General features: G+C 62.5%; 11 protein-coding genes and 1 pseudogene. 6 read left to right on the forward strand and 6 right to left on the reverse strand.

Annotated elements, in window-relative coordinates; all coding sequences use genetic code 11:
• Positions 1 to 146 precede the first annotated feature (146 nt).
• Entirely contained in the window at positions 147 to 2,318 is a 2,172-nt protein-coding gene (locus AB8841_RS23500) for a bifunctional (p)ppGpp synthetase/guanosine-3',5'-bis(diphosphate) 3'-pyrophosphohydrolase (protein WP_370438181.1), read from the forward strand.
• Between the two features lie 6 nt (positions 2,319 to 2,324).
• Positions 2,325 to 3,026, forward strand: coding sequence for a gamma-glutamyl-gamma-aminobutyrate hydrolase family protein (locus tag AB8841_RS23505; RefSeq protein ID WP_370438182.1), 702 nt, complete (start codon positions 2,325 to 2,327; stop codon positions 3,024 to 3,026).
• Positions 3,027 to 3,145: 119 nt separating this feature from the next.
• Here AB8841_RS23505 and AB8841_RS23510 read toward each other — a convergent pair whose 3' ends face one another.
• On the reverse strand, positions 3,146 to 3,625 hold the full coding sequence (locus tag AB8841_RS23510; RefSeq protein ID WP_370438183.1) for a DUF2269 family protein: 480 nt from the start codon (positions 3,623 to 3,625) through the stop codon (positions 3,146 to 3,148).
• Positions 3,625 to 5,010, reverse strand: coding sequence for an SDR family oxidoreductase (locus AB8841_RS23515; protein ID WP_370438184.1), 1,386 nt, complete (start codon positions 5,008 to 5,010; stop codon positions 3,625 to 3,627). The genes AB8841_RS23510 and AB8841_RS23515 overlap by 1 nt, the downstream gene beginning before the upstream one ends.
• Positions 5,011 to 5,078: 68 nt before the next feature.
• Here AB8841_RS23515 and AB8841_RS23520 point away from each other — a divergent pair.
• A pseudogene (locus AB8841_RS23520) lies at positions 5,079 to 5,348 on the forward strand (orotate phosphoribosyltransferase); the annotation flags it as partial.
• A gap of 47 nt (positions 5,349 to 5,395) precedes the next feature.
• Here the strand turns inward: AB8841_RS23520 and AB8841_RS23525 are convergent.
• Positions 5,396 to 6,223 carry a LuxR C-terminal-related transcriptional regulator gene (locus AB8841_RS23525; RefSeq protein ID WP_370438185.1) on the reverse strand — a complete coding sequence of 276 codons (828 nt, stop codon included), beginning with the start codon at positions 6,221 to 6,223 and terminating at the stop codon, positions 5,396 to 5,398.
• A 253-nt stretch (positions 6,224 to 6,476) separates the two neighbouring features.
• Between AB8841_RS23525 and pyrE the strand changes: the two genes are divergently transcribed.
• On the forward strand, positions 6,477 to 7,061 hold the full coding sequence (gene pyrE, locus AB8841_RS23530; RefSeq protein WP_370438186.1) for an orotate phosphoribosyltransferase: 585 nt from the start codon (positions 6,477 to 6,479) through the stop codon (positions 7,059 to 7,061).
• 241 nt (positions 7,062 to 7,302) lie between these two features.
• Complete coding sequence (locus AB8841_RS23535) at positions 7,303 to 7,962, forward strand: NYN domain-containing protein (protein WP_370438187.1); 660 nt, start codon at positions 7,303 to 7,305, stop codon at positions 7,960 to 7,962.
• A 236-nt stretch (positions 7,963 to 8,198) separates the two neighbouring features.
• Here the strand turns inward: AB8841_RS23535 and AB8841_RS23540 are convergent, their stop codons facing one another.
• The 3 genes from AB8841_RS23540 to dapA form a co-directional block, all read right to left on the reverse strand.
• The gene (locus tag AB8841_RS23540; protein WP_370438188.1) at positions 8,199 to 8,729 is read right to left on the reverse strand and encodes a glycine cleavage system protein R; all 531 of its coding nucleotides are present in this window, start codon (positions 8,727 to 8,729) and stop codon (positions 8,199 to 8,201) included.
• Between the two features lie 113 nt (positions 8,730 to 8,842).
• A complete protein-coding gene (smpB, locus tag AB8841_RS23545) occupies positions 8,843 to 9,316 on the reverse strand; it encodes an SsrA-binding protein SmpB (protein WP_370438189.1) in 474 nt (157 codons plus the stop codon).
• 7 nt (positions 9,317 to 9,323) lie between these two features.
• On the reverse strand, positions 9,324 to 10,208 hold the full coding sequence (dapA, locus tag AB8841_RS23550) for a 4-hydroxy-tetrahydrodipicolinate synthase (RefSeq protein WP_370438190.1): 885 nt from the start codon (positions 10,206 to 10,208) through the stop codon (positions 9,324 to 9,326).
• A 182-nt stretch (positions 10,209 to 10,390) separates the two neighbouring features.
• Between dapA and AB8841_RS23555 the strand changes: the two genes are divergently transcribed.
• Positions 10,391 to 12,427, forward strand: coding sequence for a lytic transglycosylase domain-containing protein (locus AB8841_RS23555; RefSeq protein WP_370438191.1), 2,037 nt, complete (start codon positions 10,391 to 10,393; stop codon positions 12,425 to 12,427).
• Positions 12,428 to 12,813 lie beyond the last annotated feature (386 nt).

Consider the following 12,813-nt stretch of genomic DNA (forward strand, 5'->3'; position numbering starts at 1 on the left):
CCGGGCTTTTTTCATGCCTCTTAACCACGGCGTGGATTTGCCGCCTGCGGCAAGGTATTCAGCTTGCGGTCAGAAGTGCTGGTACAATATTCTTTAGTATTGCCCGATTTCAGCCTGACAGACCGATTTGAGGAGATGGCGGCCGCATGATGCGCCAGTACGAACTTGTCGAGCGGGTGAAGCGCTACAACCCCTCGGCTGACGAGGCGCTGCTCAACCGCGCTTACGTTTATGCCATGATGGCGCATGGCAACCAGAAGCGCGCATCCGGCGACCTGTTCTTCGGCCATCCCCTCGAAGTCGCCGCGATCCTCACCGACATGAAGCTCGACGAGGCGACCATCGCGGCAGCCGTGCTCCACGACACGGTGGAAGATACCGAAGCGACCCTGGAGGAGATCAACAAGACCTTCGGCACGCAGATCGGGGCACTCGTCGACGGCCTGACGAAGATCAAGCGCCTCGACCTCGTCTCCAAGCGTGCCGCCCAGGGCGAGAACTTCCGCAAGCTTCTGCTCGCCATCGCGGACGATGTGCGCGTGCTTCTGGTCAAGCTCGCCGACCGCCTGCACAACATGCGCACTCTCGGCTTCATGCCCCCGGAGAAGCGCCAGCGCATCGCGCAGGAAACCCTGGAGATCTACGCCCCTCTCGCCGGACGCATGGGTATCCAGGAGATGCGCGAGGAGCTGGAGGAACTGGCCTTCCAGAACCTCGACCCTGAAGCCTATGAGGCCATCAACCGGCACCTGCACGAACTGACGGCCAAGAGCGAGAAGCTCGTCGAGGAGATCGAGCGGACGCTCACCACCAAGCTGAGGGCTCAGGGCATCGACGCGCAGGTGACGGGGCGTCAGAAGCGCCCCTATTCGATCTGGCGCAAGATGGAGCGCAAATCCGTCTCGTTCGAACAATTGTCCGATATCTTCGCCTTCCGCATCATCGTCGGCACCGTCGACGAATGCTACCGCGCGCTCGGCATCGTCCATACCAGCTGGCCCATGGTTCCGGGCCGCTACAAGGACTACATCTCGACGCCCAAGCAGAACGACTACCGCTCGATCCACACCACGGTGATCGGCCCCGGCAGCCAGCGTGTCGAGCTTCAGATCCGCACGGAGGTGATGGACCAGGTCGCCGAATACGGAATCGCGGCCCATGCCCTCTACAAGGAGGGCGTGAACGACAATTCCCGCCTCGCCACGGAAAGCCGCGCCTATCAGTGGCTGCGGCGCACGATCGATCTCCTTGCGGAAGGCGACAATCCCGAAGAGTTCCTCGAGCATACGAAACTCGAACTCTTTCATGACCAGGTTTTCTGCTTCACGCCGAAGGGCCGCCTCATCGCCCTTCCGCGCGGTGCGACGCCGATCGATTTCGCCTATGCGGTGCACACGGATGTCGGCAACACGGCGGTCGGCTGCAAGATCAACGGACGCATGTCGCCGCTGCTCACCGAGCTTCAGAACGGCGACGAGGTGGAAATCGTTCGCGCCGAAGGGCAGACGCCGCCCGCAGCCTGGGAATCCCTCGTGGTCACCGGCAAGGCCCGCGCCTCGATCCGGCGTGCCACGCGCGCGGCCGTCCGGCGGCAGTATACGGGCCTCGGCCATCAGATCCTGGAGCGCGCCTTCGAGCGCGCGGGCAAGACCTTCTCGGACGAAAAACTCAAAGGCGCCCTGCCCCGGCTTGCGCGCGTTTCCGTGGAGGACGTGCTGGCGGCGGTAGGCCGGGGCGAGATGTTCTCCGGCGACGTGGTGCGCGCCGTCTATCCCGACTACAAGGAGGAACGCCGCACCGGAACGGACGGCAGGGCCATGGGCCAGCCGGACGGCATGGGCACGCGACCGACCGGCGAACAGACGGACGGCATCCCGATTCGCGGCCTCAACAGGGACATGCCGATCCGCTTCGCCCCGGAAGGCGGGGCCGTGCCGGGCGACCGGATCGTCGGCATTCTGACCCCCGGCCAGGGAGTCACCATCTATCCCATTCAGTCCCCTTCGCTCGCCGATTTCGACAACGAGCCGGATCGCTGGATCGACGTGCGCTGGGATCTCGAAACCGGCTCGACGCAGCGCTTTCCGGCGCGCATCAAGCTGCAATCGATCAACGAACCGGGATCGCTCGCGCAGATCGCGCAGGTCATCGCGGATCACGACGGCAACATCGACAACGTGAACATGAAGCGGCGCACGCAGGACTTCACCGATATCACCATCGATCTGACCGTCTGGGATCTGAAGCATCTCAATGCGATCATCGCGGAGCTTCGCGCCAAGCGCGTGGTCAGCCGTGTCGACCGCGTGACCGGATAATCGCCCATGCCGGCCAAGCCGCGCATCGCCGTCATCATGGACGAGAACACCAGCGTCGACGGCACGCGCTACGACATGACGAAGAAGTATTTCGTCGCCGTTCACCGTGCCGGCGGCCTGCCTTTCGGCATTCCGTATGTCATGGACATGGTCGAATCCGTGGTCGACGCGTTCGACGGCTTCATGAGCGTGGGCGGCCGCTTCGCCTTTCCGAACGAATGGTTCGCCGAAGGCCAGGTTTCCAAGGCCCCGCATTCCGAGCGGCTCGACGTGGAGCTCGCGCTCATGCGGGGCTTCCTCGAACGCAACAAGCCGGTGCTCGGAATCTGCAACGGCATGCAGGTTCTCGCAGGCCTGCACGGCTGCCGCCTCTCACCGGACGTGCGCGCGATGGGGCCGCATATCCTGGAGCACGACAAGCGCGATCACCTGCATCCGGTCGCCATCGAAGACAATACCCGGCTGTTCCAAATTGTCGGGCGGCGCGAGCTTTCCGTGAACACCTTCCACCGGGAAGCCGTCATCGAGCTTTCAGACCGTGTCGTGGCGAGCGCCCATGCGGCAGACAGCGTGATCGAGGCGATCGAAGTTCCCTCCCGCCGTTTCGCGCTTGGGGTGCAATGGCATCAGGAACTGTTCGCAGACCAGGACCACCCGGGCAATACGATCTTCACGGCGCTCGTTCAGGCGGCAGGACAAAGCCGATAAGCACTAGCGCACCGCGCGGAAAAGTGGCCCCGGTTTTTCGCCGGAACGATGCGCTCTTTCCAAGAAGGGAGCATCGGAATCGATCCCAAAAGTGGATTCCACTTTTCACGTCCGATGCTCTAGAGCAAAGTCAATGACGGCTTTGTCAGCATGAGCCAGACGATGCCGAGAACGGCGAAGAAGGCTGGGATTCCACAAGCAAACCAGATCGGAAACAGCCGATAATAAAGATCGGGAAGAGGTTGGCCTTTCGCAGCCGCAGCCCGTGCCAGATCGCGCATGCGGATTTGGATCCAGACGACAGGTAGCCAGAATAAGCCGGTTATCACATAGAGGCCGAGCGACAGGATAAGCCACCCCTCTGTCAAAGACCAACCGATCATATAGGCGAGACCGGCTCCGGTGATCGGTTGCGCAACGACGGCCGTTGCCGTGAATAGCATGTCTGCAATGACAACGCTCGAGGCAACATGAGCGATCAGTACGGGACGATGCGTTCTGTGCGCCATCAGCATGAAGAACGCAATGCCGGCTCCAGTTCCGAGAAGCACCGTCGCGCCAATGACATGAAGCCAGCGAAGAAGATCGACAAAGTCCATCAGCGTTCATCCGCGATGGCGAGCGCCACCAGAGCAAGAACAGCCCCGGGGGGAGTTTTGACGAAGGCTCCTAAAGGATCGAGCCAGAGATCGGGCGTGAGCGCTGTGCCGGCCACGAGATAGGCCAGCGTTACCATAATCATTCCGAAGGCAGCGGTTTTGTGCAGAGAGCGCACGAGCAATAACGTACCGAGAACGATATCGACCATGCCGCCGCCGAGAACGGCAGCCCTTGCAAGCTCCGCACCAAGACCTCTCTGTGTAAGAATGGCAGCAGCCCTCTCCATTTCAATGAGCCCTACGATCCCAGACGCCAGCCAGAACATGCTGAGGGTTACGACGATGGGTGGCTTTAAAAGCCACAGCCTCGCAAACCACCTTTCCTGAGCGTTTGCAGGCATATGGCTCAAGATCGTCGATAGACTTGACGGGAGACGACCGCTTGCCCGCAGCCAGGCCTCAGGATTTCCCCTCACGCCTGTCGCGAGTTGACGGAGAACGGTCGTGCGCACAGGCGGACGCCATCCGAGAAAGCTGACAGCATCACCGATCTTGAAGATAGCCTGACCGATCACTCTTGGCACAGGAACAGTTCGAACGGGCGGGAAGCCGAGCCAGGACCGAAACGCGAGCACAATTTCCTTCAGTGAATGAACCTGCGTCTCGACGAGATCATAGGCAGTTCTGGCCTCGACATGTCCTTCGACGCACGCGAGCACGGCATCAGCGACATCGTCGACGCCGACAGTCTGGATGGGCTCCCGCTCTTGGAGCATCGGAAGAATGAACGGGAATGAAGCAAGAGCGCGAATAAGAGCCGTGCCGCCATATGCAGCTCTCGCGATGACGAGCCCTGGTCTCAGAACAAACCACTCGAGATCGGATGTCATCAACGCCTCGTCGGCTTCCGCTTTCGTGCGAAGGAACGCTGTGTCCGCATCGCGAGAAACGCCGACAGCCGACACCTGCACGACCCTCGCGCACCCGGCGATCCGACAGGCTTCGAAGAGAGCCTTCACGGCATCTGCCTGCAAAGCCTGAAGATTGTCCCGAGGGCTGTCCTGCAAGGCGCCCGAGCAGTTTACGACAATCTGAATGCCGGAGAGAATCGGTAGCCAATCCTGTAGATGGGTGAGAGAAGCAATGTCTCTTTCAACCCAATCCGCGCCGGGGCATATCCTGCGAGCAAGGCTGACGGAACGTCCCAAACCCGTGACCTGATGCCCGGATTCCAGCAGTCGCGAAACGACAGGATGCCCTATTAAGCCATACCCGCCCAGCACAAGAACATGCATTTGCATCGCCTCTTGAGGTTTATGGCATCGTTTGGAGAGATACCCCGCCCTCGCGGGAACCCTGTTACACTTCCATGTGCGCTCTTGCATCTGAAAATCGAGCCTACGCAACCGCCGGGTATAGGATAATCAGCCCCTGCCATGACGACAGGTGCTCCATGACCCCGAACGAAGTTCTCGAAGAATTCCGCTCTGTCGGCGCTTTGCTGGAGGGGCACTTCATTCTCTCGCCGGGGCTGCATAGCCCGGTTTTCCTGCAGAAGATGTTCGTGTTCCAGGACCCCGCCCGCACGGAGCGGGTCTGCCGGGCGCTGGCCGAGAAGATCAAGGAAAAGTTCGGGGCCGTCGATTACGTGGTCTCCCCGGCCGTCGGAGGAATCGTCCCCGGCTATGAAACGGCCCGGCATCTCGGCGCCAAGGCGATCTTCGAAGCGTTCATGCGGCCAGCCGGGAAGAGCGGAGCCCCCCGTTCCCGTCACGACCGTTGCGTCTGAATATGCATCGACGCCCAAAGTGCGGCCTGCGTGCGGTTTTTCGCCCGGACCTTGCGCAGGATGGACTTGACGTGGACCTTGACGGTGGCCTCGGTGATCTCGAGCCTGCGGGCGATGAGCTTGTTCGATGCGCCCTCCGTCAGGCATTCGAGAACGGCTCTTTCGCGGGAGGACAGCTCTTTTCTCCTGTCGAGATCTTGGGGAAGGCCGGGCCTTCGGAGGGCAGTCAGGACCGTCGCCGGGACAAGCCTTTCGCCCAGCATGACGAGGTCCAGCATCTTGAGGAGCGCTTCATGCGAGGTCGATGTGTCGAGGCAGGCCGCCGCCCCCGCATCGAACGCGATCAACATCTGCTGCGGATCGCACCGCTCGACGAACATGACGATCCGGGCGGATGGATTCTGCGCCAAGAGCGCCCGCACCTGCCGGCATGTTTCCGAATACTCCTCACCCGCGTTCATGATCAGGAGAAGCGCCGCTCTCTGCCCTCCGAGCAACGACCGTGCGTCGTCGAGGCTCGCGATGGAGAGAACGGGAGAATAGGCGCTCCCTGTCAGGATCCGCCTCATCCCCTCACGGAGCAGGCCATTCGGCTCGACCAGGAGCGTCAGGACCTGCTCCGCGCCGCCGCGCTCTCCGGCTTTTCCTGCCGCCTGACTGTAACGGAGCGGCGAGCGGCCGGCGGCATGGCCGATCCGGACATGGGCGCCCATGATGACGGATGCTCTGGTCGCCTGAAAGCCGCCGGGTTCATCGCCCCTCTTTCCAGTCCCCGAACCTGCAGGGGGTTCGACACTTCGTATTCTCATGGCTCTGGTCCTCATATCCGGCCGCAGGAAAGGCGGGCAGACCCGTATGACGCCTCGAAACCGGATCCCGCCCGGTTGCCTGGAACAGGCCCCCTTGGCGTCGTGTAGATGGAACGTCATATCGTTTTTCAAGTGCGCTTCCACACAAGGTCTATAGGCACCGGGAGGCTGATCCCGCGTTGTTCCCGGCGCGAACGCCCTTGCGTCTCGGCAACTCACCTGCCACACAGCGCTGACGCAGGAGACCTGAGCCATGACCCCGAACGACATCCTCGACGAATTCCGCTCCGCCGGCGCCTTGCTCGAAGGGCACTTCGTCCTCTCGTCGGGCCTGCACAGCCCGGTCTTCCTGCAGAAGATGTTCGTGTTCCAGGACCCCGCCCGCACGGAGCGGGTCTGCCGGGCGCTGGCCGAGAAGATCAAGGAAAAGTTCGGGGCCGTCGATTACGTGGTCTCCCCGGCCGTCGGCGGAATCGTCCCCGGCTATGAAACGGCCCGGCATCTCGGCGCCAAGGCAATCTTCGTGGAGCGGGAGAACGGCGCCTTCACCCTGCGGCGGGGATTCACGATCCCGGAAGGAGCACGCGTCGTGATGGTGGAAGATATCGTGACGACCGGCCTCTCGTCGCGGGAATGCCTGGCGGCCCTCAGGGACTATCCGGGGACCCTCCTGGGCGCCGCTTGCCTGATCGACCGTTCCGGCGGCAAGGCGGATCTCGGCGTGCCCCTCGTCTCCCTGGTCCAGCTCGACATTCCGGCCTACGAGCCCGACAAGCTGCCCCCGGAACTCGCCGCTCTTCCGGCGGTCAAGCCCGGCAGCCGAAGCCTCAAATCGTAAAAATTGTTGATTTTTCAGTAGAAGGCTTGACGGCCCCCTTTCCGCCACCTTGACTCTTTTCTTTTACTCACCATTAAGTATTCGAGCTTGTGGTTTTTACTCGTCTAAAGGGTTGATAACAGCCTGTTCTCGGGCACGTCCTGTTCTTGTTGCGCAATTGTATTGTCCGCATAAATAATAGATGTCGCTGCGACCGATTGGGTTGTTATGCTGCCCAGGCAGACACAAAAAGAGAATACTTATGTCAGGCCAGCAGCGGATCGCACTCTTCATTGACGGAGCGAACCTTTACGCTACGACAAAGACACTTGGGTTCGATATCGACTACAAGCGTCTTCTGAAGGAATTCCAGGGTCGGGGCACGCTTGTGCGTGCGTTCTACTACACGGCGCTCGTCGAAGATCAGGAATACTCCTCTATCCGCCCGTTGATCGACTGGCTCGATTACAACGGCTATCGGGTGGTGACGAAGCCCACCAAGGAGTTCGTCGATTCGGCAGGTCGCCGTAAGGTGAAGGGCAATATGGATATCGAGCTCGCGATCGATGCGCTCGAGCTGTCGCCCTATATCGACCACATGGTGCTGTTCTCCGGCGACGGGGACTTCCGCTCCCTGGTCGAGGCGATGCAGCGCCGGGGCGTTCGCGTGTCCGTGGTCTCCACCATCACCACGCAGCCCCCCATGGTCGCCGACGAACTGCGCCGTCAGGCGGATGAGTTCCTCGACCTTTCGCAACTGGCCTCCCGGATCGGCCGCGACCCCTCGGATCGACCGCAGCGCGTGGCCGGCGAAGGCAGCGACCGTCCCCGCCAGCAGCATCAACAGCAGCAGCCCCGCAACGGAGCCCTGGAGAGCCGCTACGGCATCCGGCAGGGCCAGGACGACGAATTCGATCTTTGAGGTCGCCGCTCCTACAGCATCGGACGTGAAGTCGAACCCACGTCCGATGCTGTAAGCTTCTGTTTTTGAGCATCTTTTCACGCAAAACTGGTGCCCACTTTTGCGTTCGATGCTCTATCTCTTTGATGGAGCATCGTTTTTCGCGAAGAACCGGCTCCTACTTCTTCGCGCGATACTCCAGGAAAACGATGAAGCACGGCCGGGTGCGTCCCGGCCGTCGTCCTGTGCCTTGACGGTCAAAGCGTTCCCGCCTCGACCTCGCAGTCCAGGCCGAGCGCGCCGGCGGTATTGCTGACCGTCGCCAGGCATAGGTTGACCTGGCTCTCCGGAATGAACACGGCGAAGCGGGTCACGTAGAGACCGCCTTCCGCGCTCCCGAGCTTGCGGGCCTCCAGGCGCACAATGTTGGAATCGTATTGCTTGAAGACTTCGGCGAGCCGCGCCACGAGGCCGAGCTGATCGCCGCCGCTGATCGTGATGCGGTGCGTGATGGTGCCCGCAGGCCCCGGGCTGGGATCGAAGGCGTAAGGAACGGCGCGAATCTCGGCGCCGGCGAGATCCGGAAGCCGACTGAGGCCCGCCTCGATGTCGCCCGCTTCCAGGCCTGCAGGAAGCTCGCACAGGGCCACAAACTCCGCCCCGGAGCCTAGAGCCGAGAAGGTCGTATCTCTCAGGTTCACGCCGACGTCGAACAGGTGCTCCGCAATCGCGGCGACAAGCCCGACACGGTCGGGGCCGAGAACCGAGACAAGAGCGACGGACGCCATACCAGATCCTCCCAGACAAAGGGGGACTTAGAGCATCGGACCCAAAAGTGGATTCCACTTTGGGATCCGTTCGATGCTCCCCTTATAGAAAAGCACATCGCTCTGGCGTCCTGTCAGCCCTTCTCGCGCATCAGGCGCGCCTTCTCGCGATTCCAGGTACGCTGTTTGTCGGTCTCGCGCTTGTCGTGGAGCTTCTTGCCCCGGCCGAGCCCGAGCTCCACCTTCGCCCGCCCCCGATCGTTGAAATAGATCTTGAGCGGGACCACGGTGAAGCCCTCGCGCTGGGTCGCGCCGATGAGCTTGTCGATCTGGCGCTTGTGCAGCAGCAGGCGGCGCGGACGACGCGTCTCGTGGTTGAAGCGGTTTGCCTGGAGGTATTCCGGGATATAGGCGTTGAAGAGAAAGAACTCTTCGCCCGACGGACCGGCATAGGCCTCCCCGATGGTGGCCTTGCCGGTGCGCAAGGACTTCACCTCCGTGCCGGTGAGCGCAATGCCCGCCTCGTAGGTATCGACGATCTCATAATTGAACCGCGCCTTCCGGTTGTCCGCGACGACGCGGTTGGCGCTCTTCGGAGCTTTGGACATCGGTTCTTCAGGTGTTGATCAGACCCGCGTGAACCATCGCCGAATGCACCGCCTGCTTCGTTCCCTCGGAAACGGGAATGAGCGGCAGGCGCACATCGTCCTGCATAAGGCCGAGAATGGAAGCGGCGTGCTTCACGGGCGACGGATTGGTCTCGAGGAAAAGGTTTGTGTGGAGCGGCATGAGGCGGTCCTGGATCTTCAGGGCCGTTGCATAGTCGCCCTTCAGGCAGGCCTCCTGCATGTCGGCGCAGAGGCGTGGAGCCACGTTGGACGTGACGGAAATGCAGCCGTGGCCGCCGTGCGCCATGAAGCCGAGAGCCGTCGCGTCCTCACCCGAGAGCTGGATGAAATCGGGGCCCATGACCTGACGCTGCTGGCTGACGCGGGCAAGATTCGCGGTCGCGTCCTTCACGCCCGCGATGTTCTTGAGCTCGAAGAGACGCGCCATGGTCTCGACCGACATGTCGATGACGGAGCGGCCGGGGATGTTGTAGATGATGATCGGAATGCCGATCGCGTCGTTGATCGCCTTGAAGTGCTGATAGAGGCCTTCCTGCGTCGGCTTGTTGTAATAGGGCGTGACGATCAGCACCGCGTCGGCGCCGACTTTCTCGGCATGCCTGGAGAAGCCGATGGCCTCGTCCGTGCTGTTGGAGCCCGCCCCCGCGATCACGGGCACCCTGCCCTTCACCTCGTCGACACAGATCTCGACGACCCGGTCGTGCTCCTTGTGGCTGAGCGTCGGGCTCTCCCCCGTGGTCCCGACCGGAACGAAGCCGTGGGCGCCCTGATCGATCTGCCAGTTGATGAAGGCCCTGAAGGCGGCCTCATCCACGGCGCCATCCTTGAAGGGGGTCACCAGAGCCGTGATGGAGCCTTTGAAGCGGGTCATGATAGTCCTCGAATAGAAGCGGCAAATCTGAAGCGGGCCGGTCGGTCACACATAAGGGCTGCGGCCCATCGGCGCAAACGAACCTTTGAGGTGTTGTCCTAACGCGGCACTTGGTGTTTCCTCAAGAGAAACGTCGTCATAACGAGAGGCGACGACACGGGGGTGAGCGGGTGATCCTCACAATGCGCCGTTCGATGGCTCTTCTGGCGTCTGTCGCCGTGTTCCAATTGTCCGCTCTCCCGGTTCACGCCGGCGAATTGCCGGCCGGCTCGCCTGTCCCCCCTGCCCTGGAGAGCTTCAGGCCCCTTTCCACGGCCATGGGAGACCTGGAACAGCTGCCGCTGATCTTCAAGGCCTACCGGGCCGAGGATCCGGCCGAAGCGGCGATCCTGCAGTCGAAACTCACGGATCCGGCGGCGCAGGCCGTCGCCGAATGGTTCGCCATCCGCATCGGCCTCCCCCTCGGTTACGAGCGGATCATGGCCTTCCGGCGGGATTTTCCGGACTGGCCCATGACGTCGCAACTCCGCCGGCGGCTGGAGATCACCTTCCTGGCCGAGCGCCGCTCGAATGCGCAGATTCGCGACTTTTTCGACAAGCGCCCGCCCGTCACGCCAGCCGGACGCATCGCGCTGGGCCTCGCACTCAAGGGCGACGGTCTCGATAAGGAAGCTGCGGATCTGATCCGCTTCGCGTGGCGCGAAGATACCTTCGGAAGCGACACCGAGCGCCGGATCCTCGACCGGTTCCCGGACCTCCTCACCCGGGCCGACCACCGCTACCGCATGGAGCGCCACCTCCTGAAGGAGAACTGGAGCGCCGCCCAGCGCGCCGCCGAGCTCGCCGGCCAGGACTACGTCACCCTGGTCAAGGCCCGCATGGGCCTGTTCCAGGGCAAGAAGAAGGCCGACAAGGCCTTCGCGGCGGTCCCCGCCTCGCTCAGGACCGATCCGTCCTACCTGTTCTCCCGCGCGCTCTTCCAGCGCAGGGCGAACAACATGGCGGAGGCGGCCAAGATCATCATGCAGGCCCCCCGCGATCACGAGCTTCGCGTGGACGGGGATGAATGGTGGGCCGAGCAGCGCCGGATCGCCCGGGAGCTGCTCGACAAGGGCGACGCCAAGACCGCCTACATGGTGGCGAGTCACCACTCGGCCGAATCTCCCGCGGAGCAGATCGAGGCGGAGTTTCATGCGGGCTGGATCGCGCTTCGCTTCCTGAACGACCCGGAAACGGCCGCGAAGCACTTCGCCACCGCGTCGCAGGCCGCCTCCACGCCGATTTCCCTGTCCCGCGCCGCCTATTGGCAGGCCCGTGCGGCGGAATCGGCAGGGGCCGCCGAAGACGCCAAGCACTTCTACATGCGGGCAGCCGGGTACCCGACCACTTATTACGGCCAGCTCGCGCGCGACAAGCTGGGTGAAAGCGTGTCCCTGCGTTCCGTCGAGCCCCTGAAGGATGATGAGCACAAAGCCTTCGATGCGCTCGTTCCCGTGCGCGCCGTGCGCCTCCTGAACCAGATCGGCGAGCCGGAGCTGGCCATCGGCCTCTATGCCGACCTTGCCCAGGTCCTGAACGATCCTGGACAGCTCGATGCTCTCGCGGCGCTCGCCACATCCCAGCACAATCCGCGCGCGGTCCTGGCGGTGGGCAAGATCGCCCTGCAACGGGGGTTCCCGCTCGATCAGCACGCCTACCCCATCGCCGCCATCCCGGATTTCGAACCGGTCGGCGACGAAGTCGAGGCGGCCATGGTCTATGCCATCGCGCGCCAGGAAAGCGCGTTCAATCCCAAGGCGGTCTCGAGCGCAGGCGCGCGCGGTCTGATGCAGCTCATGCCGGCCACCGCCAAGCGCACCGCGCAGCGTTTCGGCGTCGGATTCGACCTGAACCGCCTGGTGGATGACCCCTCCTACAACGCGAAGATTGGCTCCGCCCATCTCGGAGAGCTGATGGAGGACTGGAAGGGCTCCTACATTCTCGCTTTCGCCTCCTACAATGCGGGCGGCGGCAACGTGAAGAAGTGGATCCGGAGCTATGGAGATCCCCGCCAGCCCGACGTGGACATGATCGACTGGGTCGAGAGGATCCCGTTCTACGAGACCCGGAACTACGTACAGCGGGTCATGGAAAACCTGCAGGTCTACCGGGCGCGACTGAAGGAGAAGCCTGTCTCGGGAATTTCCGAGACAGCGGATGCGGCGAAGACCGCCTATTGAGGCGAGCCGAGCATTCGCGCCTCGCCATCATCGACCTTCTGCAGGATCCAAAGGGGCCTCCCGAAGGCATGCCCCTGAACTCCGTCCGTCATCCCTGCTTTTCATGTGTCATCCTATCCCTCCAGTCGGGATCCCCTGCGAGCAGGGACCCATCAACACGACCGGGAAAGGAAAATGCGCAGCGACATCCGTGCGCCTCATTCGGCATCGCGATTGCCACAGCCCTGCGCTGGTTCTCCGGGCGCTCAGGTCGCTTTTCGACAAATCGTGACACCCTCGAACGTCATGCCCGGGCTTGAGCCGGGCATCTAGAGCATCGAATTACCGGATCAACTTTTTCGCACGATGCGCTAGGTCTTGTCGGCGCGGCGTTTCCCAAGGCGTGG

This window comes from Microvirga sp. TS319 (assembly GCF_041276405.1).
In the GTDB taxonomy this organism is placed as follows: Bacteria; Pseudomonadota; Alphaproteobacteria; order Rhizobiales; family Beijerinckiaceae; genus Microvirga.

What these genes read in the sequence shown, in the direction of transcription:
- AB8841_RS23500 (WP_370438181.1), top strand. Translation starts at nt 147, where the DNA reads ATGATGCGCCAGTACGAACTTGTCGAGCGGGTGAAGCGCTACAACCCC.
- AB8841_RS23505 (WP_370438182.1), top strand. Translation starts at nt 2,325, where the DNA reads ATGCCGGCCAAGCCGCGCATCGCCGTCATCATGGACGAGAACACCAGC.
- AB8841_RS23510 (WP_370438183.1), bottom strand. Translation starts at nt 3,625, where the DNA reads ATGGACTTTGTCGATCTTCTTCGCTGGCTTCATGTCATTGGCGCGACG.
- AB8841_RS23515 (WP_370438184.1), bottom strand. Translation starts at nt 5,010, where the DNA reads ATGCAAGAGCGCACATGGAAGTGTAACAGGGTTCCCGCGAGGGCGGGG.
- AB8841_RS23525 (WP_370438185.1), bottom strand. Translation starts at nt 6,223, where the DNA reads ATGAGAATACGAAGTGTCGAACCCCCTGCAGGTTCGGGGACTGGAAAG.
- pyrE (WP_370438186.1), top strand. Translation starts at nt 6,477, where the DNA reads ATGACCCCGAACGACATCCTCGACGAATTCCGCTCCGCCGGCGCCTTG.
- AB8841_RS23535 (WP_370438187.1), top strand. Translation starts at nt 7,303, where the DNA reads ATGTCAGGCCAGCAGCGGATCGCACTCTTCATTGACGGAGCGAACCTT.
- AB8841_RS23540 (WP_370438188.1), bottom strand. Translation starts at nt 8,729, where the DNA reads ATGGCGTCCGTCGCTCTTGTCTCGGTTCTCGGCCCCGACCGTGTCGGG.
- smpB (WP_370438189.1), bottom strand. Translation starts at nt 9,316, where the DNA reads ATGTCCAAAGCTCCGAAGAGCGCCAACCGCGTCGTCGCGGACAACCGG.
- dapA (WP_370438190.1), bottom strand. Translation starts at nt 10,208, where the DNA reads ATGACCCGCTTCAAAGGCTCCATCACGGCTCTGGTGACCCCCTTCAAG.
- AB8841_RS23555 (WP_370438191.1), top strand. Translation starts at nt 10,391, where the DNA reads ATGCGCCGTTCGATGGCTCTTCTGGCGTCTGTCGCCGTGTTCCAATTG.